This is a genomic window from Ensifer oleiphilus, from assembly GCF_013371465.1.
In the GTDB taxonomy this organism is placed as follows: Bacteria; Pseudomonadota; Alphaproteobacteria; order Rhizobiales; family Rhizobiaceae; genus Ensifer; species Ensifer oleiphilus.
The window spans coordinates 78,050-104,987 of the sequence record NZ_JABWDU010000001.1; the positions used below are offsets into that span (position 1 = coordinate 78,050).

General features: G+C 62.2%; 27 protein-coding genes and 1 tRNA gene. 12 read left to right on the forward strand and 16 right to left on the reverse strand.

What is annotated here, in order from left to right; all coding sequences use genetic code 11:
* From HT585_RS00375 to HT585_RS00405, 7 genes are all read right to left on the reverse strand, one after another.
* Positions 1–1,206: an efflux RND transporter periplasmic adaptor subunit gene (locus tag HT585_RS00375; protein WP_484840036.1), complete on the reverse strand. Its 1,206-nt coding sequence runs from the start codon at positions 1,204–1,206 to the stop codon at positions 1–3.
* A gap of 271 nt (positions 1,207–1,477) precedes the next feature.
* Complete coding sequence (locus HT585_RS00380; RefSeq protein WP_176351124.1) at positions 1,478–2,479, reverse strand: ATP-binding cassette domain-containing protein; 1,002 nt, start codon at positions 2,477–2,479, stop codon at positions 1,478–1,480.
* A 13-nt stretch (positions 2,480–2,492) separates the two neighbouring features.
* Positions 2,493–3,557, reverse strand: coding sequence for a Gfo/Idh/MocA family oxidoreductase (locus HT585_RS00385; protein ID WP_176351125.1), 1,065 nt, complete (start codon positions 3,555–3,557; stop codon positions 2,493–2,495).
* A complete protein-coding gene (locus HT585_RS00390) occupies positions 3,554–4,390 on the reverse strand; it encodes a carbohydrate ABC transporter permease (protein ID WP_176351126.1) in 837 nt (278 codons plus the stop codon). The genes HT585_RS00385 and HT585_RS00390 overlap by 4 nt, the downstream gene beginning before the upstream one ends.
* Before the next feature lie 11 nt (positions 4,391–4,401).
* Positions 4,402–5,352 carry a carbohydrate ABC transporter permease gene (locus HT585_RS00395; RefSeq protein WP_176351127.1) on the reverse strand — a complete coding sequence of 317 codons (951 nt, stop codon included), beginning with the start codon at positions 5,350–5,352 and terminating at the stop codon, positions 4,402–4,404.
* A 372-nt stretch (positions 5,353–5,724) separates the two neighbouring features.
* The gene (locus HT585_RS00400) at positions 5,725–6,984 is read right to left on the reverse strand and encodes an ABC transporter substrate-binding protein (protein WP_176351128.1); all 1,260 of its coding nucleotides are present in this window, start codon (positions 6,982–6,984) and stop codon (positions 5,725–5,727) included.
* 56 nt (positions 6,985–7,040) lie between these two features.
* On the reverse strand, positions 7,041–7,937 hold the full coding sequence (locus tag HT585_RS00405; protein WP_176351129.1) for an N-acetylmuramic acid 6-phosphate etherase: 897 nt from the start codon (positions 7,935–7,937) through the stop codon (positions 7,041–7,043).
* 197 nt (positions 7,938–8,134) lie between these two features.
* Between HT585_RS00405 and HT585_RS00410 the strand changes: the two genes are divergently transcribed.
* From HT585_RS00410 to nagA, 4 genes are read left to right on the forward strand one after another with little or no spacing between them, the layout of a single operon-like run.
* Positions 8,135–9,019, forward strand: a complete 885-nt coding sequence (locus HT585_RS00410) for a glucosamine kinase nucleotide-binding domain-containing protein (RefSeq protein ID WP_176351130.1) — start codon at positions 8,135–8,137, stop codon at positions 9,017–9,019.
* Positions 9,016–9,780 (forward strand): GntR family transcriptional regulator, encoded by a 765-nt coding sequence (locus HT585_RS00415; RefSeq protein ID WP_176351131.1) that lies wholly within the window; start codon positions 9,016–9,018, stop codon positions 9,778–9,780. Before HT585_RS00410 ends, HT585_RS00415 begins: the two co-directional genes overlap by 4 nt.
* A gap of 31 nt (positions 9,781–9,811) precedes the next feature.
* Positions 9,812–10,834, forward strand: a complete 1,023-nt coding sequence (locus HT585_RS00420; protein ID WP_176351132.1) for an SIS domain-containing protein — start codon at positions 9,812–9,814, stop codon at positions 10,832–10,834.
* Positions 10,831–11,991 carry an N-acetylglucosamine-6-phosphate deacetylase gene (nagA, locus tag HT585_RS00425; RefSeq protein ID WP_176351133.1) on the forward strand — a complete coding sequence of 387 codons (1,161 nt, stop codon included), beginning with the start codon at positions 10,831–10,833 and terminating at the stop codon, positions 11,989–11,991. The genes HT585_RS00420 and nagA overlap by 4 nt, the downstream gene beginning before the upstream one ends.
* A 127-nt stretch (positions 11,992–12,118) precedes the next feature.
* Here nagA and HT585_RS00430 read toward each other — a convergent pair whose 3' ends face one another.
* The 3 genes from HT585_RS00430 to HT585_RS00440 are packed head-to-tail and all read right to left on the reverse strand — an operon-like array spanning position 12,119 to position 15,107.
* Positions 12,119–12,841: a copper homeostasis protein CutC gene (locus HT585_RS00430; protein WP_176351134.1), complete on the reverse strand. Its 723-nt coding sequence runs from the start codon at positions 12,839–12,841 to the stop codon at positions 12,119–12,121.
* The gene (locus HT585_RS00435; RefSeq protein WP_176351135.1) at positions 12,838–13,749 is read right to left on the reverse strand and encodes an ROK family protein; all 912 of its coding nucleotides are present in this window, start codon (positions 13,747–13,749) and stop codon (positions 12,838–12,840) included. The genes HT585_RS00430 and HT585_RS00435 overlap by 4 nt, the downstream gene beginning before the upstream one ends.
* Positions 13,746–15,107, reverse strand: coding sequence for an amidase (locus tag HT585_RS00440; protein WP_176351136.1), 1,362 nt, complete (start codon positions 15,105–15,107; stop codon positions 13,746–13,748). Before HT585_RS00440 ends, HT585_RS00435 begins: the two co-directional genes overlap by 4 nt.
* 294 nt (positions 15,108–15,401) lie before the next feature.
* Between HT585_RS00440 and HT585_RS00445 the strand changes: the two genes are divergently transcribed.
* The gene (locus HT585_RS00445; RefSeq protein ID WP_176351137.1) at positions 15,402–16,139 is read left to right on the forward strand and encodes a sulfate transporter family protein; all 738 of its coding nucleotides are present in this window, start codon (positions 15,402–15,404) and stop codon (positions 16,137–16,139) included.
* 100 nt (positions 16,140–16,239) lie between these two features.
* The gene (locus HT585_RS00450; RefSeq protein WP_077499404.1) at positions 16,240–16,449 is read left to right on the forward strand and encodes a SlyX family protein; all 210 of its coding nucleotides are present in this window, start codon (positions 16,240–16,242) and stop codon (positions 16,447–16,449) included.
* A 78-nt stretch (positions 16,450–16,527) separates the two neighbouring features.
* Here the strand turns inward: HT585_RS00450 and HT585_RS00455 are convergent, their stop codons facing one another.
* The 3 genes from HT585_RS00455 to HT585_RS00465 form a co-directional block, all read right to left on the reverse strand.
* Positions 16,528–17,520 (reverse strand): BMP family lipoprotein, encoded by a 993-nt coding sequence (locus HT585_RS00455; RefSeq protein ID WP_112809329.1) that lies wholly within the window; start codon positions 17,518–17,520, stop codon positions 16,528–16,530.
* Between the two features lie 358 nt (positions 17,521–17,878).
* Positions 17,879–18,532 (reverse strand): peptide-methionine (S)-S-oxide reductase MsrA, encoded by a 654-nt coding sequence (gene msrA / locus HT585_RS00460; RefSeq protein ID WP_176351138.1) that lies wholly within the window; start codon positions 18,530–18,532, stop codon positions 17,879–17,881.
* 44 nt (positions 18,533–18,576) lie between these two features.
* Positions 18,577–18,894, reverse strand: a complete 318-nt coding sequence (locus HT585_RS00465; RefSeq protein ID WP_176351139.1) for a hypothetical protein — start codon at positions 18,892–18,894, stop codon at positions 18,577–18,579.
* A gap of 348 nt (positions 18,895–19,242) precedes the next feature.
* Here HT585_RS00465 and HT585_RS00470 point away from each other — a divergent pair.
* The 4 genes from HT585_RS00470 to HT585_RS00480 all read left to right on the forward strand — a co-directional run bounded on the left by HT585_RS00470 (position 19,243) and on the right by HT585_RS00480 (position 21,237).
* Positions 19,243–19,332 (forward strand) — tRNA-Ser (locus tag HT585_RS00470).
* Positions 19,333–20,014: 682 nt separating this feature from the next.
* On the forward strand, positions 20,015–20,140 hold the full coding sequence (locus HT585_RS32040; protein WP_281410655.1) for a hypothetical protein: 126 nt from the start codon (positions 20,015–20,017) through the stop codon (positions 20,138–20,140).
* A gap of 85 nt (positions 20,141–20,225) precedes the next feature.
* A complete protein-coding gene (locus HT585_RS31640) occupies positions 20,226–20,456 on the forward strand; it encodes a CYTH domain-containing protein (protein WP_246707543.1) in 231 nt (76 codons plus the stop codon).
* A gap of 310 nt (positions 20,457–20,766) precedes the next feature.
* Positions 20,767–21,237 carry a histidine kinase gene (locus HT585_RS00480; RefSeq protein ID WP_176351140.1) on the forward strand — a complete coding sequence of 157 codons (471 nt, stop codon included), beginning with the start codon at positions 20,767–20,769 and terminating at the stop codon, positions 21,235–21,237.
* Positions 21,238–21,329: 92 nt separating this feature from the next.
* Here the strand turns inward: HT585_RS00480 and HT585_RS00485 are convergent, their stop codons facing one another.
* Positions 21,330–23,024: a SulP family inorganic anion transporter gene (locus HT585_RS00485; protein ID WP_176351141.1), complete on the reverse strand. Its 1,695-nt coding sequence runs from the start codon at positions 23,022–23,024 to the stop codon at positions 21,330–21,332.
* A gap of 227 nt (positions 23,025–23,251) precedes the next feature.
* Between HT585_RS00485 and HT585_RS00490 the strand changes: the two genes are divergently transcribed.
* A complete protein-coding gene (locus HT585_RS00490) occupies positions 23,252–24,349 on the forward strand; it encodes an AI-2E family transporter (protein WP_176351142.1) in 1,098 nt (365 codons plus the stop codon).
* 40 nt (positions 24,350–24,389) lie between these two features.
* Here the strand turns inward: HT585_RS00490 and ppk2 are convergent, their stop codons facing one another.
* The gene (gene ppk2, locus HT585_RS00495) at positions 24,390–25,235 is read right to left on the reverse strand and encodes a polyphosphate kinase 2 (RefSeq protein WP_176351143.1); all 846 of its coding nucleotides are present in this window, start codon (positions 25,233–25,235) and stop codon (positions 24,390–24,392) included.
* A gap of 527 nt (positions 25,236–25,762) precedes the next feature.
* Here ppk2 and HT585_RS00500 point away from each other — a divergent pair.
* Entirely contained in the window at positions 25,763–26,365 is a 603-nt protein-coding gene (locus tag HT585_RS00500) for a helix-turn-helix domain-containing protein (protein WP_176351144.1), read from the forward strand.
* Between the two features lie 101 nt (positions 26,366–26,466).
* On the opposite strand, the gene HT585_RS00505 is transcribed toward HT585_RS00500, so the two are convergent.
* Positions 26,467–26,826 carry a hypothetical protein gene (locus HT585_RS00505; RefSeq protein WP_343213881.1) on the reverse strand — a complete coding sequence of 120 codons (360 nt, stop codon included), beginning with the start codon at positions 26,824–26,826 and terminating at the stop codon, positions 26,467–26,469.
* Positions 26,827–26,938: the final 112 nt, after the last annotated feature.

Below are 26,938 nucleotides of genomic sequence, written 5' to 3' on the forward strand. Positions count from 1 at the left end.
TCACTTTGTGGCTTCAGCGGGCTTTTCGTCAGCCGCCGCGGTCGTCTGCGCTGCTTCGGCCGCAGGCTTGGCGTTCGGGTCCCAGTCGGTCGGCTCCACTGGTGCGCCGGGGCCGATCTTCTGGAAGCCTTCGACGATGACCTTTTCGCCGGGCTTCAGGCCTGACGTCACCTGCCAGCGGGTTCCGACGGTGCGTCCAAGCGTAACGTTGCGGAACTCGACCTTCTTGTCGGCGTCGACGACGTAGACCTGAGACTGGCCGGCATTGTTGCGCTGGACAGCCTGCTGCGGCACGGTGATCGCGTCCTTTTCGACGCCCTGCTGGACCAGCACGCGGACATACATGCCCGGAAGCAGGTCGCCGTCGGGGTTGGGGAATTCGCCGCGCAGCGTCACCTGGCCGGTCGTCGCATCGACGGCGGCTTCGGAGAACAGCAGCTTGCCCTTGTGTTCGTACGGCGTGCCGTCGTCGAGGATCAGCTGAACCTCGGCCACCTGCTCGCCGCTCAACATCTTGCCGTCTTCGAGCGCCTTGCGCAGGCGGATGAGATCGGTCGCCGACTGGGTAAAGTCGGCATAAAGCGGATCGAGCTGCTGGATCGTGGCGAGGTTTTCCGAGCTGTTGGCGCTGACCAGCGCACCCTCGGTGATCAGCGCGCGGCCGATCTGGCCGCTGATCGGCGCGGTCACGTTGGCATATTGCAGGTCGAGCTTGGCAGCAGCCAGACCGGCCTGAGCGATGGCCACATCGGCAGCTGCTGCAGCGAGCAGGGCGGATGCATCGTCGAACTGCTGTGCGGCAACGACGTTGGCCTTCTTCAACGCTTCCTGGCGGGCAGCCTTCTGCTCGGCCTGGAGGCGCACGGCCTCGGCGCGGCGCAACGTCGCCTCGGCCTTCTCGACCTGGACCTGGAAGGGAGCCGGGTCGATGCGGTAGAGCACGTCGCCTTCCTTCACCTTGGTGCCCTGCTGGAAGACGCGTTCGACGACGATGCCGGAGACGCGCGGACGAACCTCGGCGACGCGCGTCGCGGTGATGCGGCCCGGCAACTCGTTGGTGATCGGCAGGGTCTCGGATGCGGTCGTGAAGACGGCGACAGCCGATGGCGGGAAGGCGGGAGCGGCCTGTTCTTCTTGTTTCTGGCAGCCGGAAAGCAAAATCACGGTTGCCAAGGCGGCGGCCAGTGTCGGTCGGTTCATGCGCATAGCGATGTCCATATTCGGTGACCGTGCGCAGCCAGCGTGGGTCGCAGGGCTGCGCGGTCCGGAAGTGAAGGGAAGCAGGACCGGCATCAGGAAGGGAAAATACCGGAACGCTAATATACAAACACAAATGTATGTTAATTTGCGCCGCAGTGCAACACCGGGATGCGGCGCGTTGAATCCACGAAAAGAATCAACCGCCGCAGCGCTTTCGGCACCACGGCGGCTTGATATCACCAAGCTGTGATCCGGCTCTGTCGCCGGATTTGTCGTCTCAGGCGAGTACGCGGTCGTCGGCGCCGAAACGGTGCATGCTGCCGACCATCGGCGTCGCATAGACGATATCGTCCGGGGCGTAGCGATGTTCGCCGAACAGGCGAACGGTGATCAGGCCCACCTGCTCGGACTCGAGGTAGACGATGGTGTCTGCGCCCAGATGCTCGACATGCACGACCTTGCCCTTCCAGTCGCCGCTCTCGCGTGACAGGCCAAGATGTTCCGGGCGGATACCGATCGTCTTGGCGGTTTTGTCGCCGAGCCGGGCGCCGTCGATGAAGTTCATCTGCGGCGAGCCGATGAAGCCGGCGACGAAGACATTGGCCGGTCGGTTGTAGAGATCCATCGGCGAGCCGATCTGTTCGATCTGGCCGGCATTGAGCACCACGATCTTGTCGGCCAGCGTCATCGCTTCGACTTGGTCGTGGGTCACGTAGATCATCGTGGCCTTGAGACTGCGGTGCAGCCGGGCGATCTCGAGCCGGGTGTTGACGCGCAAGGCCGCGTCGAGGTTCGACAGTGGTTCGTCGAAGAGGAACAGTTTTGGTTCGCGCACGATGGCGCGGCCGATGGCGACGCGCTGGCGCTGGCCGCCGGAAAGCTCGGCCGGACGGCGGGCGAGATAGGGATCGAGCGACAGCATGCTTGCCGCCTTGCCGACCTTTTCCTCGATTTCGGCCTTGGGCTTGCCTGCCTGCTTCAGGCCGAGACCCATGTTGTCCTTCACCGTCAGGTGCGGATAGAGCGCATAGGACTGGAACACCATGGCGATGCCGCGCTTGGCGGGCGCCACGTGCCCGACTTCGACGCCGTCGATCTGGACGCTGCCGGAGGTCGCGTCCTCGAGGCCTGCGATTGTGCGCAGCAAGGTCGACTTGCCGCAGCCGGAAGGACCGACGAAGATGACGAACTCGCCGTCCTTCACTTCGAGGTCGATGCCCTTGAGAACCTCATGGCTTCCATAGGCCTTGCGGATGGATTTGAGTTGAAGTGATCCCACCTGATTGCCCCTCTTAAAGTTTGACCGGCTGGCCGCTGCGCACGCTCTCATCCGCCGCAAGGCAGATGCGCAACGACTGGACGGCGTCGTTCATGTGGCGGTCGAGATTGATGTCTTCGCGGATCGCCTTCAGCACATAGGCCTGTTCACGATCGCAGAGTTCCTGATGGCCGGGTTCGCCGTCCATGGTCAGGTCTTCGTCCGGCTTCAGGAAGCGGCCGTTGGGTCCGGTTTCCGCCGTGTGCACGCGAATGACCGACGTCTTGGTGTGCGTGTCGATGTCATCGGACTTGGCATTCGGGTCCATGACGATCGACACCGAGCCCTTTGGCGACATCACGTCCTTCACGAAGAAGGCGGTTTCGGAGATCATCGGACCCCAGCCGGCCTCATACCAGCCGGCCGAACCGTCTTCGAAGATCACCTGCAGGTGGCCGTAGTTGTACATGTCCTCCGCGATCTCGTCGGACAGACGCAGGCCCATGCCGCGCACTTCCACCGGCTTGGCGTCGGTGATCTGGCACATGACGTCGACATAGTGCACGCCGCAATCCACGATCGGCGGCGTCGTCTTCATCAACGACTTGTGGGTCTCCCAGGTCGGGCCGCTCGACTGCTGGTTCAGGTTCATGCGGAAGACGTAAGGACCGCCGAGCTTGCGGGCTTCGGCAATCAGCCGGATCCACGAGGGATGATGGCGCAGGATGTAGCCGATGATCAGCTTGCGGCCATGCGCCTTGGCTGCCGCGACGACGCGCTCTGCATCGGCGACCGTCGTTGCCAGCGGCTTCTCCACGAACACGTCGCAGCCGGCTTCGAAGGCGGCGACCGCATAGTCCGCATGGCTGTCGGAATAGGTACAGACCGAGCAGAGATCGGGCTTCAGTTCTGCGAGCGCCCTGTTGAAATCCGGATGGATTTCGTAGCCGCGAAGCTCTTCCGGAAGCTCGACCTTGGAACGATTGACCAGGCCGACGATCTCGAAGCCGGGATTGTTGTGGTAGGCGAGCGCATGGCTGCGCCCCATGTTGCCGAGACCCGCGACGAGGACCCGGACCGGTTTGCTTTCTGAACTCACTTGACTGCTCCTGCGGTGATGCCGCGGATCAGCTGCCGCGAGAAAATGACATAGAGGACGAGAACCGGAAGGATGGCGAGCGACAGGGCCGCAAGCACCGCATTCCAGTTGGTGACGAATTGGCCGATGAAGATCTGCGAGCCGAGGGTGACCGTCTTGGTGGCTTCCGCCGGCGCCAGGATCAGCGGGAACCACAGATCATTCCAGATCGGGATCATCGTGAACACGGCAACCGTTGCCATTGCCGGCCGGATGAGCGGCAGGACGAGGCGGAAGAAGATCGAGTATTCCGACAGCCCGTCAATGCGACCGGCGTTCTTCAGGTCGTCGGAAACCGTGCGCATGAACTCCGACAGGATGAACACGGCAAGCGGCAACCCCTGCGCCGTATAGACGAGGATCAGCGCCGTCAGCGTGTTGACGAGGTTGGCCGCTACCATGCCCTGGAGGATGGCGACGGTGCCGAGCCGGATCGGGATCATGATGCCGATCGCGAGATAGAGCCCCATCAGCGTGTTGCCGCGGAAGCGGTACTCGGAGAGCGCAAAGGCGGCCATGGCGCCGAACAGGAGCACCAGCGCGATCGCGACGATCGTGACGATGAAGCTGTTCTGGAAGTATGTGGCGAAGTCGCCCTGGCCGAGAACCGTCTGGTAGCCGATCAGACTGAAGGTCTGGGGTGTCGGGACCGACAGCGGCGCCCGGAAGATGGCATTTCGATCCTTGAACGAGTTGATGACCGTCAGGAACACCGGAAACAGCGAGATCAAAGTATAGGCGATCAGTGCTGCGTGGACGAAGCCGGTGCGGAAAATGGAGTGGCGTGCTTGCATCTCGGCCTCCCTTAGAACTGATAGCGGCGCATGCGGCGCTGGATGACGAAGAGGTAGAGCGACACTCCGGCAAGGATGATCAGGAACATCACCGTCGCGATCGTCGCTCCCATCGAGCGGTCGCCGAGCTGCAGCTGGAAGCCGAAGAAGGTCCGATAGAGCAGCGTGCCGAGAATGTCGGTCGAACCATCAGGACCGGCTAGCGCCCCCTGTACGGTGTAGACCAGGTCGAAGGCGTTGAAGTTGCCGACGAAGGTCAGGATCGAGATGATGCCGATTGCCGGGAGGATCAGCGGCAGCTTGATCTTCCAGAACTGGCTCCAGCCGGTGACGCCGTCGCATTCGGCAGCCTCGATCACTTCATCGGGAATATTGAGCAGCGCGGCATAGATCAGCATCATCGGGATGCCGACATATTGCCAGACCGAGATGAGCGACACGGCGATGAGTGCCGAGCCGGGCTTGCCGAGCCAGGGGGCAAACATCGACTTCAGGCCGACGAGATCGAGCATCCAGGGCGCCACGCCCCAGATCGGCGACAGGATCAGCTTCCAGATGAAGCCGACGATAACGAAGGAGAGCAGCGTCGGCAGGAAGATCGCCGTTCTGTAGAAGGTCACGAAACGCAGCTTCGGGATCGACAGCATGGCTGCCAGCGCGACGCCGATCGGGTTCTGCACGCACATGTGTATGATGAAGAAGATGACGTTGTTTTTCAGCGCGTTCCAGAAATCATGTGCCCAGCGTTCGTCACCGAACAACACCTGGAAGTTCGCCAGGCCGACAAAGGTCGGCTGGCCGTCGACCATGTTGAACAGCGAAAGGCGCAGCGTCTCGATCAGCGGCAGGATCATGACCGCGGAATAGACCAGCAGGGCCGGCAGCAGAAAGACGAGGATGTGCCAGCGTTTCGGCCGTCTCGCGGTCGGCTGTCCCTCTTGCAGTGAAGTGGCGTTGCTCATGGATCGTACCCGCTTGTTCGACCGGTTCCCTCAGGGATCATGATGCGTGTCGACGCCACGCGGCCGGTCTTGCCGCATAACGCCTGCCCCGATCCGGGCTCATGACGAAGGTTAAGGCTATCGCGTTCTTTTGCAAACGACTGCGTCGGGGACCTCCCCATCACGGGGAGGTCGATGACGCTGCGGCTGGGGGAGTGCCTTCTTGGGCAATGTCCTCCCGCCCGGCCCTTGCTGCACCTTTCCTCGGATCCTGCGGATCTGAGAATGACAACGTGCAGCAATTCAAAGTGCTACGGCGACGGTAGCGCGTCTCAACAGACGCTTGGCGCCGTAGGGCCGACCCTCCCCGTGAAGGGAGGGAACCAGTTGCGCTTACTTTGCCGGCTTGTACCAGCCGTCGAGACCCTTCTGCAGCTTTTCTGCGGCCACCTCAGGCGTATCCGTGCCGTTGATGACGTTTGCAGATTCGACCCAGGTCTCGTTTTCGAGGTTCGGCGTGCCGCGCGACAGGATCTGGTAGGTCGAGCGGATCGTCGGCTTGCACTTTTCGCGCCAGGAAACGAATTCCTGAGCGAGCGGATCGGCCATCTTCACGGCGGTCGAGTTCAGGCTGAAGAAACCCGGCAGCGAATTGGCGTAGATGTCGGCGAATTCCGGCGACGAGATCCAGGTCAGGAGCTTCTTGGCTTCTTCGGCATGTTCGCTCTTGGCGTTGAGGCCGACGCCGATGTCGTTGTGGTCGGAGATGTAGCAAGCGTCGCCGGCGTTCTTAACCGGAGGCGGGAAGGCGCCCATCTTGAACTGGGCCTGGGTGTTGAACAGGCCGATTTCCCACGAGCCGGCGGGGTAGATCGCAGCGCGGCCGAGCGTGAACAGGTTCTGGCTGTCCGGGTAGGTCTGGGCTTCGAAACCGTCGCCGAGGTAGTCCTTCCACTTGGCCAGAACCTTGTAGGGCTCGACCCAGGCGGCGTCGGTCAGCTTCTGCTCGCCCTTGATCAGCGCAGCGCGGCCTTCTTCACCCTTCCAGTAGGTCGGGCCGATGTTCTGGTAGCCCATGGTCGCGGCTTCCCAGAGATCCTTGGTGCCCATGGCCATCGGGATGTAGTTGCCGTCGGCCTTGATCTTGTCGAGAGCCGCGAAGAATTCCGCTTCCGTCGTCGGGATCTGGATGCCGAGCTGGTCGAAGGCGTCCTTGTTGTAGATGAAGCCGTGGATGACCGAAGCCATCGGCACGCAGAAGGTGGCCGAGCCGTCGTCCGTCGTCCAGGCGGACTTAGCGACCGGCGAGAAGTTCTCCATGCCCGGAAGTGCGGTCAGGTCGGCCAGGTGCTTCTTGTTGTAGAGTTCCAGCGAGGCGTCGAACGGGCGGCAGGTGATGAGGTCGCCAGCCGAACCGGCGTCGAGCTTGGCGTTCAGTGCCGCGTTGTATTCGGTCGGGGCGGTCGGAGCGAACTTGACCTTGATACCCGGATGTTTGGCTTCAAACGCCGGGATCAGCTTTTCCTGCCAGATCGCCAGGTCGTCGTTGCGCCAGCTTTCGATCGTCAGCGTCACGTCTTCGGCGTGGGCCAGGCCGGCCGAGCCGAGAATGCTCGACGCGAGCAGCAGGCCCTTCAGTGTCGTACGGGTCATTTAGCTTCTCCCTCTTATATGCGCCGTTCTGGCGCGGTTTGAATCCCAGGTTCTTGTCAGGCCGAGACGATGTCGATCGCCCGGCGCAGATTCTGCTTGGTCTGGTTGAGCGTCGCTTCGGCTGCCGCCACGTCCTTCGCCCCCGAGGCGAGCAGGATGGCGATCTTGACCGAGCCGGATGCGGCATTGATCAGCCGTCCGGCCTCGGACGCGCTGACGCCGGTAATGTCGGTGACGATCCGCACCGCCCGGCCATGCAGTTTGATGTTGTCGGCACGCAGATTGACCATGTGGCCATCGAGCACGTGGCCGAGTTGGATGCCGACCAGCGTCGAGAACATGTTGAAGGCGATCTTCTGCGCCGTGCCCGCACCCATGCGGGTCGAGCCGGAAACGACTTCCGGCGGCGTCTGCAGCAGGATGGCGACATCTGCGTCCTCGAAGAGGGCGGCACCAGGATTGTTGGCGACGGCGATCACCTTGGCGCCCAGCTTGCGCGCCTCGTCGGCTGCGGCCAGCGCATAGGGTGTCGAGCCGCTGGCCGACACCGAGACCAGACAGTCGCCCGCAGAGATGCCAGCCTTGCGCACGTCTTCGCGCGCCAGATCCATGTCGTCTTCGTAGCCACCGGCGAGGTCGCTGAGGCTGGCAGCACCACCTGCAAGCAGAATGACGATCTGGTCCTGCGGGATACCATAGGTGCCGGGGAGTTCCAGCGCATCGGCCATGGCCATCAGGCCTGAGCTGCCGGCGCCGGCATAGGCGAGGCGGTGTCCGGCGCCAAGCGCTTCTGCGGCCAGGGACGCAGCAGTGGAAATCTGCTCGATCGCAGCGTCGACGACCTTTGCTGCCGCCTGCTGCCCGGATGCGAGCAGCCGAAGCGCCAGCGCCGGATGCATGACATCCAGGCCTTTGGCATTGTCGTGACGCTCCTCGGTCTTCACTGAAGGCATAGGTTGTGTCTCCTCTGGGCGAATTAATGCCAAAAAAATACCAATTGTCTAGGAGAATTTACATTTTGAAGCCAGAAAAAAGCAATCGCTGAAATTATCCATTGTTATTCAGTGTGTTATTTCAAAATTGACTGTCGAGACCAATTCGCGCTTGGTTATTGGTATTTTTTTGGTATCTTCAACGGGCGGAGGTGCTCATGCCAAACTACCTGATTGGAATCGATGGCGGCGGAACAAGCTGTCGGGCGGCTGTGGCTGCGGGGGATGGTCGTATTCTCGGTCGCGGCAAGGCTGGTGCCGCCAATATCCTGACGGATCCCGAAACGGCGCTCGCCAATATCGCCGGCGCTGCGCGCGCTGCGTTCGAAGAAGCCGGTCTTGATCCCGCGGGTATAACGCAGGCGCGGGCGCTTGTCGGCGTCGCGGGACATAACGTCGGCGATGCGGTTCACTATGTGAAGCGCCGCCTGCCGTTTGCCGCGGCCGACATCGAATCGGATGGCCTGATCGCCCTGCAGGGCGCGCTCGGCGACGAAGACGGCGCCGTCGCCATTCTCGGCACCGGCAGCATCTACATCCTGCGCCGCGGCGACACGATCAGCTATGTCGGCGGCTGGGGCTTCACGATCGGCGACCATGGCAGCGGTGCACGCATCGGTCATGCCCTCCTGCAGGAAAGCCTGCTTGCGTTCGACGGCATTCACGAGGCATCGCCTGTCACCGATAGCGTCATGGCTGAATTCAAGAATGATCCGAGCAATGTCGTCGATTTCGCGCGCCTGGCAAAGCCGGGCGAGTTCGGCCGCTATGCCCCGCGTGTCTTTGAAGCTGCGCAGGCGGGCGATCCCGTCGCCGTGCGTTTGCTGAAGACGGCGGCAGTCACGGTCGACGAAGCGCTTGACGTCGTGGTTGCTCGCGGAGGGCGGAAGCTCTGCCTTCTCGGCGGTCTCGCGCCGCTCTACCGTCCATGGCTTGCCGAGCGCCACCAGCCGCTTTTCGTCGAAGCCGAGGCCGACGCCCTGACCGGCGCCGTGGCGCTCGCCGCACAGCGCTTCGGCTCCCGCAAGGAGGTTGGCGCATGACCGACCATCTCGCCGCCATTCTGCCGCTCGAAGGCCTGCAGGCGGGCGGCTCCGGGCCGCTCTATCTCAAGCTGCGCCAATCCCTCGAAGACGCGATCCAGTCGGGCAAGCTCAATCATGGCGACGCCTTGCCGCCGGAGCGCGATCTGGCGGACTACGCCAATATCAGCCGCGTTACCGTTCGCAAGGCGGTCGACGATCTCGTACGCGACGGCTTGCTGGTGCGGCGCCACGGCTCCGGCACCTTTGTCGTCAAGCCGGTCTCCAAGGTGCAACAGTCACTGTCGCGGCTGACCTCTTTTACCGAGGACATGGCGCGCCGTGGCTTGAACACCCATGCCCGTTGGCTCGAACGTGGCCTCTACCATCCGTCGCCGGACGAGATGATGGCGCTGGGCCTGCCGGCCGATGCGCTGGTGGCAAGGCTCGGGCGTCTGCGTATCGCCGACGAAATGCCGCTGGCGATCGAGCGTGCGAGCATCTCGGCCGAATTCTTGCCGGATCCGCAGGCCGTCACGTCGTCGCTCTACACAGCGCTCGACAAGACCCGCTCGCGGCCGGTGCGCGCCGTCCAGCGCATCTCCGCCTGCAACATCAAGGATCCGGATGCCTCCATGCTCGGCGTCGCCGTGGGCTCTGCCGGCCTTTCCATCGAACGCGTCTCTTATCTCGCATCGGGACGCGTCGTCGAATTCACCCGCTCGCTCTACCGGGGCGACGCCTATGATTTTGTCGCGGAACTGACCCTGTCGGAATCTTGACCGACGGAACCGCCAAGATAAGGAATTGACCATGCAGACCAACATGCGCCGAGAAATCGACGAGATCCCTGAGGCAGCCCAGCGCCTGCTGGAGCGCTCCGCCGACCAGCTCAAGGCAGCGGGCTCCGCCTTGCGCGCCAAGGACCCGGCCTTCCTGGTAACGATCGCCCGCGGCTCGTCCGACCATGCGGCGCTGTTCCTGAAATATGCCATCGAGCTGCAGGCCGGTCGCCCGGTCGCCTCGCTCGGGCCGTCGTTGGCTTCGATCTATGGTGCCAAGCTGAAACTCGGTGGCGCGGCCGCGATTGCCATTTCGCAATCGGGGAAAAGCCCTGACATCGTCGCGATGGCGCAGGCGGCAACCGATGCCGGTGCCGTATCGATCGCGCTCACCAACACTCTGCCCTCGCCGATCTCGAAGGCCTGCACCCATCCGCTCGACATTCTCGCCGGCCCGGAAATCGCCGTTGCCGCGACCAAGTCCTACGTCAACTCCATCGTCGCCGGCCTTGCCGTTCTCGGCGAATGGACCGGCGACGCTGCGTTGCAGCGCGCCGTGGCCGATCTGCCGAACCAGTTCGCCAAGGCGGTGAAGCTTGACTGGCACGAGTTTGCCGCCGATCTCGGCGAGGCGGAATCGCTCTACGTGCTCGGCCGCGGCCCGGCACTGGCGATCGCCAGCGAGGCGGCGCTGAAGTTCAAGGAGACCTCCGGCATGCATGCCGAAGCCTATTCGGCAGCCGAAGTGTTGCACGGGCCGGTCGCGCTTGTCGGCGCCAAGTTCCCGGTGCTGACGCTTGCCGCGCGCGATGCGGCCGAAGGCTCCGTCGCCGAGATCGCCGACGGCATGGCCGAGAAGGGTGCTGTGGTGCATGTGACGTCGAGCCGCGCCGGCAAGGCAAAGCGCCTGCCTTTCGTCGAGACGGGACACCCGATCACCGACGCGCTGACCCTGATCCTGCCGTTCTACGGCTTCGTCGAAGCCTGGTCGCGCTCGCGCGGCCTCAACCCCGATGCCCCGGCCAGCCTCAAGAAGGTAACGGAGACGAGATGACCGAGAAGAAGGCAATCATCGGCGCCCGCCTGTTCGATGGCATCGAATGGCACGATGGCGCCGCCCTCCTGATCGAGGCCGGCCGCGTCAAGGCCATCGTGGCCGCCGGTGATGTGCCGGCGGATGCCGCAGTCATCGACACGCATGGTCTGCTGCTGGTGCCTGGCTTCATCGATCTGCAGGTCAATGGCGGCGGCGGCGCATTGCTCAACGCAGAGCCGACGTTGGACGGCATTCGCCAGATCTGTTCGGCGCACGCGAAGTTCGGCACCACGGCACTGTTGCCGACGCTGATCACCGACACGCGCGAGGTGCGCGCCGCAACGATTGCCGCCGGCCTTCAGGCGAAGGCGGCTGGCGTGCCGGGCTTCCTCGGCCTGCATCTGGAAGGTCCGCACCTCTCGGTCGCGCGCAAGGGCGCGCATGATCCGGCGCTGATCCGCCCGATGGATGATGCCGACCTGAAGGAGATGCTCGACTGCGCCAGGGCGCTCGGTGTGCTCATGGTCACCGTCGCGCCGGAAAACGCCACGAAGGAGCAGGTGCGCGCGCTGGCCGACGCCGGCGCCGTCGTCAGCCTCGGCCATACGGATGTCGGCTATGAGACCGCCGTCGCCTACGCCAAGGCGGGGGCGAAGACGGTGACGCATCTCTTCAACGCCATGAGCGGCCTTGGCCACCGCGAGCCGGGCGTCGTCGGTGCAGCGCTTGCGACCGGAACTCTGCATGCGGGCCTGATCGCCGACGGCTACCATGTCGACCCGGCCTCTATGGGTGTGGCGCTGCGCGCCAAGATGGGTCCCGGCCAGATCTTCCTGGTCACCGATGCGATGTCGCCGATCGGGACGGACATGACGAGCTTCGAGCTCAACGGCCGCGAGATCCTGCGCCACGGCGGCCGTCTGACGTTGGCAGACGGCACACTTGCCGGCGCCGATATCGACATGCTGTCGTCGGTGCGCTTCGTGCACGAGAAGCTTGGGCTTCCGCTCGAGGAAGCTCTTCGCATGGCATCGGCCTATCCCGCCGACGCCATGGGTCTCTCCTCGCACAAGGGCCGCCTGCTGCCCGGCGCGGACGCAGACTTCGTGCTGCTGACGCCTGAGCTCGCCATGGGATCGACCTGGATCGGCGGCGACAAGGTCTACGCTGCCTGATTAACGACGAAAAAAATGAGCGTCTCCGTCGAGGCGCAAAATCAGAAAGGCCCGACGATCAGAGGCGATCGTCGGGCCTTTTCATTGGTGTTGCGGTGCGTCGTGACGCCCTTGAGCGCCGGCAGCCCTACCGCGAAAGCCGCGCCTTCATCGCCCGAACGGTTGCCACATCCGTGCGACGCCGATCCTCGGCCACGAATCCCATGCTGACCAGGCGTGGATCGTGAGCCGGCTCACGGATCGAGCAGGACGAATGCACTTCGCTGACCGACAGGTTTTCAAGCAACGCGTCTACGGTATTGAGCGTCACGCCCGAGCCCGGCATGATCGAAAGACGCCCGGCGGCGAGCGCCACAAGCTCCGCAAGCTTTTCGATCGCCTGCGGCGCGCTTCTGGCGCCGCCTGATGTCAGGATCCGCTCGAAGCCGAGCTCGACTGCCAGTTCGATCGCGTCCTTGAAATCCGGCACCAGGTCGAAGGCGCGGTGGAGCGTGAGGCCGAGGCCGGCGGCGTGACCCGTCAGCTTTCGGAGCATCGGAGCATCCAATTGGCCATCGGCGAGCGAAGCGCCAAGCACGACACCGGCAAGCCCGGCTTCGCGCACCGCATCGATATCGCGGCGCATCATGTCGAGATCGCCGGCGCCGAAAACGAAGTCGCCCGGCCGCGGTCGGATCATGACATAGACGGGCACCCGTGGCGGCCCGGCGAGCGCCATCAATCCGGCCGTCGGCGTCAGCCCGCCGACGGAGAGCGCTGCGCAGAGCTCGATCCGGTCGGCTCCGCCCTCGACTGCCGCCGCAAGCCCGTCGGCGTCGTCGACGCAAACCTCGAGACCAATTCCGCTCATGCTTTTTCTCCTCCAAGGCCGAGCAGGGCGGCGCCGATCAGCCCCGGCTCGACCTGACATTCGCCGCGCACGACCAGCGGCCGCTTGAATTGCCGCAGAATCCGGCTACGAACCGCCTTGTCGATCTCCTCCAGCAACGGCTCGACATTGGAAAGTCCGCCGCCGACCGGCACGATGGTCGCGCCCGTCGTGTTGATGACCACTGCCAGCGGCGAACTGACGAGGTCGACAAGGATCTCGACGGTGCGCTTCGCCTCCGTATCGCCCTTCAGCCATGCCTCGATGATCTCGTGGCTCGACAGGGTCTTGCGGTGTACGGTTTCGTGCAGCCGTTCGAGCCCGCGCGCGCCGCCGACGGTGTCGACGCAGCGCTTCTGGCCGCAGCCACAGGCATAGGCGGGGATGGCAACGGGCGGCTCTCCGGCTTCCGCGGCAAGAGCAGGACCGTGTCCCCATTCACCGGCAAAGCCACCGTCGGCGTTGATCAGCTCGCCACCGACCACCAGTCCGCCGCCGACGCCGGTGCCGAGGATGGCTCCGAAGACGATGCGATGGCCGCGCCCGGCGCCGGCGCCGGCTTCCGCAAGCGCGAAACAATCGGCGTCATTGGCGATCTTGACCGGCAGGTGCAGTTCACGCTCGAGTTCTGCAACCAGCTCGCGGCCGTCGATGCAGGGGATGTTGGCGCATTTGATCCGCCGCGTTTCCGGATCGATGACGCCGGTAATCGAGATCGCCACACATTCCGGATGGCCGCCGGCCTCGTCGAGCACCGATTCGAGTACCTGGACGAACTGGCGAAAATTGTTGAGCGGTGTCGCGCGGCGCGGCAGCGGAAAAATCCGGTCGCGCGCATGCACGATCGCGCCCTTGATCGCCGATCCGCCGATATCGAAACAGACGATCATGCCTCTCCCCGGATCACCGTTTCGGCGGCAAGGGCAATCGACAGCAGCCGGTCGTCCTGATGGTGCGGCGCCGCCAGTTGCAGCCCGACGGGCATTTCTCCGGCGCCGGTGCCGCAGGGGATCGAGATGCCGCAGAAATCGAGGAAATTGCCGATGAGCGTGTTGCGCAGCGTCCTGGCATTGGTCTTGAAGAACAGCTCGTCGTCGGCGAGCAGCGGTGCCACCGGCGGCGCGACATGGGGTAGCGTCGGATGGACGATGAGTTCGCCCGGCTTCAGGCTCTCGACCGTTTCGTGGATCAACTGGTCGCGGGCGTCGAGAAGCGCGATGTAGTCGGGCATGGTGATCTTCTCGCCAAGCCTGGTGCGGGCGACGACCCGCGGGTCGATGCGTTCGGCCTGCGGGCCCGCCAGGCGCTCCCGGTGCAGCGCGTAAGCCTCGGCGGTGACCAGCGCGCCGTGGCGGGCCATCAGGTCGAACACCGCCTTGAACGTCGGGAAGGGGCGGCGCGTGACCGTGGCGCCCGCTTTTTCCAGCCGTTTGATCGCGTCCTCGAAGGCTTCGACGACTTCGCTCTCCGCCTCGTCGAAGACGATGGTTTCGGGGATGACGATCTTAAGGTCGGCGATCTCGCCGCGGCGCACCACCGGTGCGGTCAATCCATGCATGGCGGCGTCGAGCCAGACCGCGTCCTGCACCGTATGGCAGAGGGGGCCGAGCGAATCGAGGCTTTCGGCAAGCGGAAACACGCCCTTCATCGAATAGCGGCCGCGTGTTGCCTTGTAGCCGACGATGCCGGTCATTGCCGCCGGGATGCGCACGGACCCGCCGGTGTCGGTGCCGATTGCCGCCGGCACGAGGCCGGCCGCGACGGCTGCCGCCGAGCCGGACGAGGAGCCGCCCGGAATGCGCTCAACATCGGTCGACGCCGGATTGTGCGGCGTGCCGTAGTGCGGATTGATGCCGAGTCCGGAAAAGGCGAACTCGCTCATATTGGTCCGCCCGACGCTGACCATGCCGGCACCGGCAACCGCTGCGACCACCGCGGCATCGCTGCCGGCGGGCGGTGTGTCGCGCAGAACAGCCGAGCCGGCGGTGGTCACGCTGCCCTTGACGTCGAAGAGGTCCTTCCAGGCGACCGGAAGACCGTCGAGCAGGCCAAGCGACCGGCCGGCTCGGAGCCGAGTCGAGGCGGCTGACGCTTCCTTCAGTGCGCGCTCGCGGGTGAGGCCGACGAAGACCGCCTGGTCGCCATGCGCTTCGATGCCGGCAAGCGTTTCCTCGGCAAGCGTGACCGGGTCGAGTTTGCCGTCCTGGACGAGTACCGAAAGCCCGGCGAGCGTTTTCTGTCTGGTCATTGTCTCCCCTTGTCCGCCTGCCACCTGTGGGCCGCTGGTCGTTCCGGTCGACCCGCGCGCGCAGGTCCTTGTTCGAAAGCTCTTGTTCTTGCGCATGTCGTCATAGCAAGACCTCCGCGCGCATTTGCGCGACATGCTCTACCATATCGCTCCCCATGGCGTTTGCCATGGTTCGTCCGTCTTCGCCCGCAGGAATTTTGCCGAAAGCGGGTGATGCCGGCCTTCCTGCCTTGTCGATGCGAGCGCTTCTGCCTACATGCCTCATCGAACCCTGCCCGGCACTGGAGAGATTTGATGATTTTGGACGCGGCGCGGCTTTCTCTCGCCAATCTCTTTGCACCGGAGACCCGCTCGGTGTTCTGGAAGGTCCTCGGATTGACGCTTCTCGCGCTCGCAGCACTGTGGTTCTGCCTGCGCGAACTGTTCATATGGCTCGCCTTGCCGTGGCTCGATGCCTTGATGCCCGGTACACCCGCATGGGCCGGCTGGCTCACCTTCGTGCTGGGCATCTTCGCGAGCCTCGGTCTGGCGCTGGCGTTGGCCCTGCTTCTGGCGCCGGTGACAGCGCTGATCGCCGGCCTGTTCCTCGATGATGTGGCCGAAGTGGTGGAAGCGCGCGATTATCCGAACGAGCCTGCCGGCAGGCCCCTGCCGCTCGGCGAGGCGATGGTCGGCTCCGCAAAGTTCCTCGGCGTCGTCATCCTCGGCAATATTCTGGCACTGTTCCTGCTGCTCGTGCCCGGCGTCAACCTGATCGCCTTCTTCCTCGTCAACGGCTACCTGCTCGGCCGCGAGTTCTTCGAATTTGCCGCCATGCGCTACCGGTCGCCGGCCGAGGCGCGGCTCTTCCGGGCCAAGCACCGCTCGACCGTGTTTCTGGCCGGCTTGCTTCTTGCCGCCTTCCTTGCTGTTCCGTTCCTCAACCTGCTGACGCCGCTTTTTGCCGCCGGCATGATGGTGCATCTCCACAAGAAGCTGTCGGCCAGCGATCCGGGATTTTCGCTCACAAGCGGATCCACGGCGAGCGCCTGACGCGCAATCTGCTTGACAGCGCCCATTCGCTGGCCAATCTGCCGGCAAATCCACATGATGTCGTGCGCCCAGGTGGCGGGGACCGGACGGAGCAGCTGTAATGAACAATGCCGAAGACCGGATCACCCGGCTCGAAGAGACGGTGGCCCACCAGGCCAAGACGATCGAGGAGCTCTCCGATCAGCTCGCCGAGCAATGGAAGGTCGTGGAGCAGACGCGGGCAAAACTCGACCGGCTGACGGAACGCTTTCTCAGCCTCGAGGAGCAATCGCTCGACGCGCCGCCGATCACCCGCCCGCCACATTACTGAGGCCCAACACAGCGCAGCAAATGAAAAAGGCCGCCGTTCTTGCGAACGGCGGCCTTTCTTATTTGAAGGCGGAAGCCCTTAGTAGGGGCAGGCTTCGTCGCTCATGTAGTCGTGAACCTGGACCTTGCCGGCGATGATTTCGGCTTTGACCTTTTCGACCGCGTCGAGCATTTCCGGGGTGATCAGGGCCTTGTTGTTGTCGTCGAGCGCGTAGCCGACGCCATCTTCCTTGAGGCCGAGGTTGGAAATGCCGAACTCGAACTTGTCGTTCTTGGCAGCGGTGAAGGCTTCGTAGACGGCGACGTCGACACGCTTCAGCATCGAGGTCAGAACCTTACCCGGCTGCAGGCCGTTCTGGTTGGAGTCGACGCCGATGCCGAGCTTGCCGGCATCTGCCGCTGCCTGCAGAACGCCGACGCCGGTGCCGCCGGCGGCGTGGTAGACCACGTCCGACCCCTGGTCCATCTGCGACTTGGCGATTTCGCCGCCCTTGACCGGGTCGTTCCAGGCGTCAGGCGTCGTGCCGGTGTAGGCTTCGAGAACCTTCACGTCAGCGCCGGTCGACTTTGCGCCGCCGACATAGCCGCAGGCGAACTTGTGGATGAGCGGAACGTCCATGCCGCCGATGAAGCTCACGGTCTTCGACTTCGACGCAAGACCGGCGAGCACGCCGACGAGGTAGGAGCCTTCCTGTTCCTTGAACACGATCGACTTCACGTTCGGCTTGTCGAGCACCATGTCGATGATCGCGAACTTGGTGTCGGGATATTCGGCGGCGATCTTTTCGAGCGGTGCGGCCCAGTTGAAGCCGGCCATGACGATCGGGTTGTTGCCGTCGCTGGCGAAGCGGCGGAGCGCCTGCTCGCGTTGTGCGTCGTTGGCGATTTCGAACTCGCGGTATTCGACGCCCGATTCTGTCTTGAATTTTTCGGCGCCGTTAAAGGCCGCTTCGTTGAACGACTTGTCGAACTTGCCGCCCAGATCGTAAATGATGGCCGGCTTGATGTCGGCGGCCAGAGCCGTCGCGGACATCATGGAAAAGGCAAAGAGACCGAGAATTGTTTTTTTCATCGTGCAGCCCTGTTGTCGCTATTGATCTTTATCGGGTCCTCCCGCGGGCCCCTGATGGAGCCTGTCTGCGGAACCCACCCCTCTCGCGGGGGCTAGGGTGGCGGCATCCTTGCACGGTCGCGGCAAAAAAACACCCAAAATTTTTCAGATGGTAAAAATGTCGACCAACATTCACAGGCATCGTTAAAATGCCGGTTCCCTTAGCCTTTTAGGGTCCGAGGGTGGCGCCGGTGCGCCGGCCGCGCGGTTTAACAGCCCAACGCAGCTCGCGCAAAAGTGTGCATCGGTCTTGCGACATCAACCTGCACAAAATGAAGGCTGAAGCGCAGCAGTCGAGTTGGGGGGGGCGCGATGTGCCCTAGCCGCCGATCGGGCAGCTGACGCCGGTGCCGCGCAGGCCGCAATAACCATCAGGGTTCTTCGCCAGATACTGCTGATGGTAGTCCTCGGCAAAGTACAACGGTCCGGCCATTTCGATCTCCGTGGTAATCTTGCCGGTATGACCTGACATTTTCAGCGCCGCCTGGAAGGCGTCGCGTGCGTCCTTCGCCGCTTTCAGCTGCGCATCGTCATAGACATAGATGGCGGAGCGATAGGTCGTGCCGATATCGTTGCCCTGGCGCATGCCCTGGGTCGGGTCGTGCTCCTCGAAGAAGGTCTTGAGCAGGCGCGACAGGGCAACCACCTTCGGGTCGTAGACGACCAGAACCACTTCGGTGTGGCCGGTCAACCCCGTGGTGGTTTCCTGATAGGTTGGGTTCGGGGTCAGCCCGCCGGAATAGCCGGCCGCGGTGACGTAAACGCCAGGGATGTTCCACAAGAGCCGCTCGGCCCCCCAGAAGCAACCCATGCCGAGCAGGATCTTCTCGGCGCCTTCGGGGTAGGGGCCTTGGAGCGGGTGTCCCGAGACGAAATGGGCGGCGGCGGTCGCAATGGCGTCCTCGCGCCCGCGCAGCGCCGTCTGCGCGTCCGGCATGATGGTCTTCTTGTTGAACATGTCGATCAGGAACATCGTCAAACTCCTTGTCGTCGAGGCGGGTGAGCGCCCTGCGATGATCACGCAGCGAAACGGCCGGCCGCCGGCCGCTTCTTGTATCCGGCCATCCACAATAGGAGGGCGAGAAGCGCGAGCACCGCAAAAGCGGGCTGGGTCAAAAGCCAGTGCAGAGACGAGTGCCAGAGCGTGGCTCCGGTATCGGTGCGCTGCGCAAACTGCACCCAACTGGCGGTGTCGGCGCCGAGCGCTTCGAGATCGTCGCCAAGGGACGTCATCACCAGTTCGGATGCGGCGACAGACTGTATCGCATCGACCGCACCGGCAAGGACGGCTGCAAGCAGGACAACAAAGCTTGCCAGTCTCAGCACGAAACGCATCGATCCCTCGTTTCACAAATTCTGCCTGCCAGTCAGACCCGTCACCCCGTCTTCCGGTCGCCTTCGCGGGCGGTGCCGATGAAGTCCGGGAACGTGATATTCCGAGATGGCTCAGCGTTCAGGCGACGCGCCAAACAACGCTGCCGCAAGAGATAAGGCCGGTCGGCGGCAAGCGCAATGGCGAGCTTGGCCTGCCAAGTTATACAAGATGTCAACAATCTGTCAGAAAGCAGTTGATCCCACGCAAATCATCGGTATATATCCCGCCCGTCCGCCGGTTCGCGCCGGATGACATGAAGGGCCGCGGCCCTTCCCATCCAGCCGCATGACCATCGGCTGTTGACGGATGGACAGGTGGCCGAGTGGTTGAAGGCGCACGCCTGGAACGCGTGTATACGTGAAAGCGTATCGAGGGTTCGAATCCCTCTCTGTCCGCCATCACCTCTTCCCAAGACTTTTTATAGATACTCGCAAGGCCGTGATCTGCGGGCTTTTTGCATTGTGGTTCCTATCGGCTCCCATCGCTACCGCCGAGACCCGACGAAAAGCGGGTACGAATGCGGGTAGCGGGCGCATGAGTGCTTGTTCGCAACACCGCCAACAGGCGCAGAGAGGGCGACTCGTGTCTTGCGACTGCAAAGACTTGTTTCTGCAAATCTCCTCAATGGGATCACCCGAACCAGTCGATAAACGGGACGATCGCGTCGAAGCTCCGCTGGATCGGCGTCTTTGCCGCCTGTCGATATTTGAAGGCATGTGATGGGGGGCGCAACGGCAATCACTCGTACAGCTAAACATGGCGCGCTGAAGTGTACCGCGGTTTCCGATAACGACATGCGTAAAAAACTGGAACATAAAGGGGGCGCAAAGCGAATCTGTAAAGATCGCGGCGCGCTTGTCTTATGACGATCTTCGCTTCTTGTCAGAAAAAGAAGCGCCGGCGAGGGCGGCCCCACTTGCCGGCGATGGGGGACGGATCGTGCACGCGCAGGCCGTTTGACGGGCCGGGAGTTTGTTTCAAATCAATGACAGGCCGGGCCTGCTTTTGTACGATTTCAACGTGCGAAAACTGCCGTCGCGACGTGCGCTTTCCGTTGATCAAGTCTTAGTGCCCAAGGGGGTGAAACACGCGGCAGTCGTCAACATCGTCACGACGATCGCAAAGCTCGCGCCCCTTACCAATCTCCTCATCCAGGTGTTCCTGGTGCTGAGTTTCTTTTCCAAGAGCGCCGACCGGTTCTTCTAGTTGGGTTGGCGGATGGTGCGGGCCGGTGCCGCTGGGTCGGGAAAATCTCAGGATCGCTGCAGATGCCTTGCACGGAAGGGTAGACATGACCGTCGAGATCGAGCGAAAATTCCTGATTGCGAACGAGGGCTGGCGGACACAAGGCTGCCCAGGGGTGCTGCTTCGGCAAGGCTATTTCGTGGCGATGAAGAACAGGATTGTTCGTGTCCGCACGAGCGGCGGAATGCGCTGTGCCGAAACCGGCCGCTATCGCCGGGAAGAGTTCGAATCCCTTGTCGGGAGGCCGAAGAGATGCTCGCGCATGCTTTGGGTGTGATCGAGAAAACGCGATACGAAATCGAGTTTCAAGGCGCATACTGGGAAATCGACGTTTTTGCCGGAGCCTATCTCGGGTTGGAGACGGCGGAAATCGAGCTTGCAGACCCCGATCATTGGCTTTTGATGCCGCCTTGGCTTGGGCCGGAGATAAGCGGGAACCCGCATTATTCAAATCGTGGCCTGGCCCTTAAGTCGGCCCGATCGGCGCTCAGGCTTCGTGAGGTCGGGTGAGGCGGCATGGCCGCGTCGGCCCTTCGATGATCCCTAAGATTGAATTTCGTCTCAAGTCAGGAAATGGAGCCAAGAACATGGAAAAGAAAGAGATTGATCCTAACGCGGCGCCGATCAGTGCCAAGGATCTGCGCATGCAGATGCTGCAACGCGAAATGGATGAAATGGACAAGGAACGCAAGCTAAGGTCAATTGAGGAGCAGAAGCTCTCCAAGTTCACCGACGAGTTCCTTCATGATCACGTAACGCCTGAGGAAATCGCTGTTGTGCGTCGGCTGGTCACCAATGCCGTGCGTGACGGAAAGTTCGAGGCGCTGGTCTACAGCTTCCCTTCGGACCTCTGCTCGGATAGTGGTCGTGCCATCAATAGCGCTGACAAGGACTGGCCTCAAACTCTCCAGGGCAAGGCCAAGGAATTCTTCGAGCGCTACCAGCAGTTCGGCAAACCTCAGGGCTATAAATTGAAGGCGATGATCATCAATTTCCCAGGCGGGGTCCCTGGAGATGTTGGATTTTTCCTGAACTGGGCGCCCGACGACACCAAGTAGCTCGTCGGAAACCAACATCTGTGCTGGAGGCCAGTCACACGGCCGCGTTCGTTCCATCTTTTTGACGCAGGCCGGTTCCTGGAACCTGACACTTACTGGGATATCGGGCCATCGAGAGAAAACGCGTGATAGCAATCTTCGATGCTTGCGAAGATCATCGGTCTGCCGATTTCCTCGATGAGGCCCGATCGCTCAAGCATCTCCAGGGCATCGGTGTGCAGCTCGGCAAGACCGAGGGCAACTCCGCGGTCGGTCATATAGGCTCGGACCTCGTGCAGCATGATCGCTGCGCTGCTGTCGATCTGGGGAATTGCGCTCGCGTCGATCACGAACCAGCGGGTATCCTCTGGCAGATCGTCCACAAGAGCGCGCAGCTTTTCGGCGATGTAGTCGGTATTGAAGAAGAGCAGGCTGCCCTGGATCATGCAGACTGTCAGTCCCTCGACGGCGAGCGCGTCTGGAGCGCGGTGAAGCTTGAAAAAGCCGTCGCGCCCCGGGATGCGCCCAAGGATCGCGTATCGTGGAAACATGCTTTTCTGCAAGAGATAGACCAAGGTTGCCGCGATCGCGATGACAACACCGTTTAGCACGCCGAGGCCGATCGGTCCCCACATCGCGATTAGAGCGAAAACGAACTCCATCCTGCTGATGCGCCAAGTTTGTCTTAGGGCGTCTGTATCGATGAGGCTCAGCGCCGTCGCGGCAAGAATGGCTCCGAGCGCCGGGATCGGCAGGATCCGCAGCCAGTCGCCAAGAAAAACAATGGTAGCCAGGAGGCCGGCGGCGGCAACGAGGCCGGCAATCTGGGACTTGCCCCCCACCAGCAAGTTCACGGCAGTTCGTGAGTCCGAAGCCGTGACGGGAAACGCACCAAACAGGCCCGCCGCGATGTTCGCCGCGCCAAACCCGGACAATTCACGATTCGGATCGACGCGCTCACCCGTTTGCGCCGAAAAGCTTCTGGCGGCGATGATCCCGGACCCGAAGCTCACAAGGAAGATTGCCGCTGCGCCAAGAAGCAGCGGCTGCAAGGAAATTCCGGCCAAGGATGGGATGGCAAGCGGCGGAATACTGCCGGGTATGTCGCCGACGACAGCAATGCCGAGAGCCTCGAAGTCGAACATCGCCGAGAGTGTGGTGGCGAGCACGACGACGATGATCGGGCCCGGGATCGGGGATCGGAATATGCGTGCGGCCTGCAATAGCGCGAAGGCCGAGACGGCAAGCGCAAGAGACGGTAGATGGATGGCGTCGAGTTTGCCAAGCAATTCGAAGACGGGTCCGATCAGGCCGTCCGATCCGATCTTCAAACCCGTCACGCGCCCGATCTGTCCCACCAGAATGGAAAGGGATATCCCCGCGAAAAAACCGGTGAGGATCGGCCGCGACAGGAAGGTGGCGAGAATGCCGAGGCGTGCCAGACGCGCTGCAAGGCAAAGCCCGCCGACGATCATGGCAAGCAGAGCCGCAACGGTCGTCCTGCTTGCCGTGAGGCCAGGATCGGCAAAGAGCGTTGTGAGCACGGCAGCGAGCACCGTCATGGTTCCAGCGTCCGGGCCGACGATCAGTTTGCGCGACGGTCCGAAAAGGGCATAAGCAACGAGAGGTGCGATGCTGGCATAGAGGCCCGTTTCCGGGGGCAAACCCGCCAGAGCCGGATAAGCGATGGCGCTTGGCAGGCCGACCGCTGCAATCGCAAGGCCGGCGGACACGTCGCTCTTGAGCCACATGGACCTGTAGCCGGAGAGGCCGGAAATCAGGGGTATGTAGGAAGCGACAGAGGACATGCCTCAGAATACTCGCTTCGCAGTTCGAGGCATTGATCGCAGTCAATCCGTAACAGGGAGATTTCGCCACAGTCCGGCCAAGGCGAGCGCTGGCGGACGGCGGCGTTGAGGTAGGTTCTCGTATCATACTAGGGCGCATTCCCCGGTGGTGTAGGATAGGCCACACGTGAACACTGCCCATCTGGACGCAGTTAGCTGTTGTCCCTTGCACGGAGTGGAGAGGCGGCATGAATGATCGACCGACTGAGGACGCCGATACGCGGGCGTCGGGATCGGACGGCATGTCGATGGAGGCCCGCGTCACCATCTTTGCCCGATTGGCCGTTGTCGGCCTCTTCGCCTATCTATCCCTGACGTTGATAGCGCCGTTTGCCATCATCATTTTGTGGGCGGCCGTCTTGGCGGTCGCACTTAATCCCGCCTATCAGCGGATAAGCAGATGGCTTGGCAACAGGCGAAAACTTGCGGCGTTCGTTCTGACCATCGCCTGCCTGGTGCTGATCGTCGGCCCGCTTGCAGGCATCGCCGTCAGCTTCGTCGAGCTTTCACAGGCCGTATTGACGCGGTTGTCTTCCGGCGCTTCGTTTGTTCCCGTTCCGCCGGAAGCCGTAAAAAGCTGGCCCATCGTCGGTGAGCGCGCTTACGAAACATGGCTGCTGGCTGCCAACAACATCGAGGCACTCTTGATCCGGTTCGAGCCACACCTGCTTCAAGCCGGCACCTCGTTTCTGGCCAAGCTGGCGCGCTTTGGAGCAGACCTTGTCGGCTTTGTTTTTTCGGTCCTTGTCGCCGGGTTCCTGTTCGGATTTGCCGAGCGACTGTCGGAAAATCTCCAGACGTTCGCAGATCGGATTGGTGGCGAGCGGGGTATCGGCTTCGTCCGGCTCGCAGCAGCAACCATTCGCAACGTTGCGCGTGGCGTCCTCGGGATCGCGTTGTTGCAGGCCATCCTTTGCGCGCTTGTCCTCGGTCTTTTCGGGGTGCCGGCGCCAGGGGCGATCGCGTTTGCGGTTCTGGTGGCCTGCATCGTTCAGATCGGACCGTTGCTCGTCATACTGCCGGTGGTGATCTGGGCATTCTGGCATTTTACCCTCGGCACCGCGATTGCATTGACCCTGGCATTGCTGCCTCTCGTCATCATCGACAACGTCATGAAACCGATCCTCGTGGCGAAGGGGCTGTCGACACCCACGCTCGTCATTTTGCTGGGAGTCGTCGGGGGTACGATTTCCTATGGTTTGATCGGCCTTTTCCTCGGTCCTATCGTCCTCAGTGTTTTCTACGACTTGCTGATCGTCTGGATGCGGGCCGACCGCGCTACGTGACCAACACGACCGCGCGGATCGGGTGCGGCGGTGGCCTTGATCAGAAGAGGTTGGGGACGAGGTTTCTCGGGGCGTCCGGTTCCACATAGTCGTCAGGGCGCTTCTGCCTCTTGCCGAGAGCCGGCGGCTGATATTTCACGCGCTCGTAAGGTATGGATTTGAGAAGGTGGCTGATGCAGTTGATCCTCGCCTCCTTCTTGTCGTCCGACGGCACGATCCACCAGGGCGCGTGCTGACTGTCCGTCATTCGAATCATCTCGTCATAGGCACGCGTGTAGTCCCACCACCGACGATAGGATTCGAGATCCATCGGGCTCAACTTCCATTGGCGTAGCGGGTCATCGATGCGCTGGCGGAACCGTCGCTCCTGTTCGTCCTCGCTGACAGTCAGGAAATACTTTAGAAGCGTGACGCCGCTTTCAACGATGGCGGCCTCGAACCGGGGAGCAAGTTCAAGAAACCGTCGCGCCTGTTTGTCCGTACAGTACCCCATGACGCGCTCGACGCCGGGGCGGTTGTACCAGCTACGGTCGAAAATGACGATCTCTCCGGCTGCCGGCAGATGAGCGATGTAGCGTTGCATGTAAACTTGCGACTTTTCGCGGTCGGTCGGCGCCGGAAGGGCAACGACCCGGAAAACGCGCGGACTGACACGTTCGGTTATGCGCCTGATGGTGCCGCCCTTTCCGGCTGCATCCCGGCCCTCGAAGATGATGACAATTCGCGCACCCGCTTTCTTGACCCATGCCTGGAGGTGCGCGAGCTCTACTTGAAGGCGGGCCATCTCCTTTTCATACCGCTTGCGCCGTGCCTTCCGTCCCTTGTTTTTCTTCGTTCCTTCCTCGGCTGGTTCCAGCAGGGCTTCGTCGTCCTCGGATCTGTTCATGGCCTCCCACTCCTCTCGTTAGACAAAAAAGCGACTAAAAATTGCGCTGCGAACAGCCGCGCATTTGATGTCCGCGGGGGTGCGTCAGGGCGTACCGGAGCTCCACATCCCGCCTTCAAATCGGCGGATACCGCCATCCAACAATCGGCCTATTCAAGCGGCATGCGTGTACGCCCCGGCTCTGTAGAAAACGATGGCGCCAAGGCATCACTCGACGGAACGAGGTCGATCGGCGTCGGCAATCTTGTCGTTGTCAGGCGGTTTCAATTGTAACGCCAATCCGCCTGTCGTTCGTTGATCGCAATCAAAAGGACCGTGCTTCTTTTGCAGGCGCAAGGTGTGCGAGATGGCGGACAGCGGAACCTTGGTATGTTCGCGTATCTTACGCCTTGCGAAACTGCAGGTGTACTATCATTGGCAACGAGGCAATCGATTAGGCCAAGCCCCCTGGCTGCCGGCAAGGCAGCCACGATGTGGAGATTTCCGAAACGGCATTTCGAGTTCACACCCAACTGTGTCGAGGTCACATGACTGCCGCAATTGCAATCGCCATGCGAACGGACAAGCAGGAAGTATCTCCACTCGCGATTTTTGCGAACGGGCAGACCATTTATTCAGACGGAGAGAAATGCGATTGGGCCTATCGCGTCGCATTCGGCGCGGTGAGCCTCTATAGGGTGCTTGCGTGCGGCAGGCGGCAGATTGTTTCTTTCCACCTTGCGGGCGAGTGGTTCGGAATCGAACAGGGGCGCCGGCGCCAGTTCACCGCGGAAGCCATCGGACCGACAGGGATCCTATGTGCAAATCTCGCAGCGGATCAGTGCTCGGCCTTGTTGCCCGCTGTGCTGGACGCTCTGTGGTCGGCTCGAGAACATCAACTGGTCATAAGCCGGCAGAGTTCGCATGAGAGGGTTGCTGCGTTTCTTCTGGAAATATCCGAGCGCACCCAGGACAAGCGCAGATTCGACCTACCGATGCCGCGGGCTGATATCGCCGACTACCTCGGTTTGACAATTGAATCCGTGTCTCGGGCAATCACGAGGTTGAAGTGCAGCAATGCAATCAGGCTGGTTGGCCCAAGGGGCGTCGAGATTCTCGACAGGGATCGGTTGAGATCGTTCTGCGACTAGAGTCTGTCGCGCAAAACCGTGCCACGGTTTTGCGATAACGACATGCGTCAAAGCAGGAACTTAAGACGCGTCCAGCGAATCTGAAATATCCGCGACGCGCTTCAGGTCAGAAATTGGTTCAATTCGTCGGCGAGGCTGACGATCAGTTCTTCGAACTCGCGGCGGCGCTCTTCGCGAACATCCGCCTCGAAAGTATCGATCGTGGCCAAAGCCCTCTCGGCCAGCGCCAAATCTTCGCAAAGCCCCCTGAAGCTTTCGCTGCCCAACATGAGTTGTCTGATCCTGAGCGGCTTGTCCGGGAACCGCCTCAAAGCCGCTTGCAGACCGTCATTCTTCAGGCCGCCCCTGGATTGCGTTTCCATGGCCCCCTCCAGAACCGAGAGCTTTCGCGTCAATACCATCTTACGGCGGAGCTTTGAGTTTGAAAGGTATGTTACGCGACCATACGCCAGACGTGCCAAGCCATGACTACCTTTGTCGTCGCACCGGTCGATGCCAGTTGCGGTTCGGGCGCATGCTATGTGAACCCGCTGCCAATGCCCGCCCATTCCGTGCAGGCGACTGACATCACCA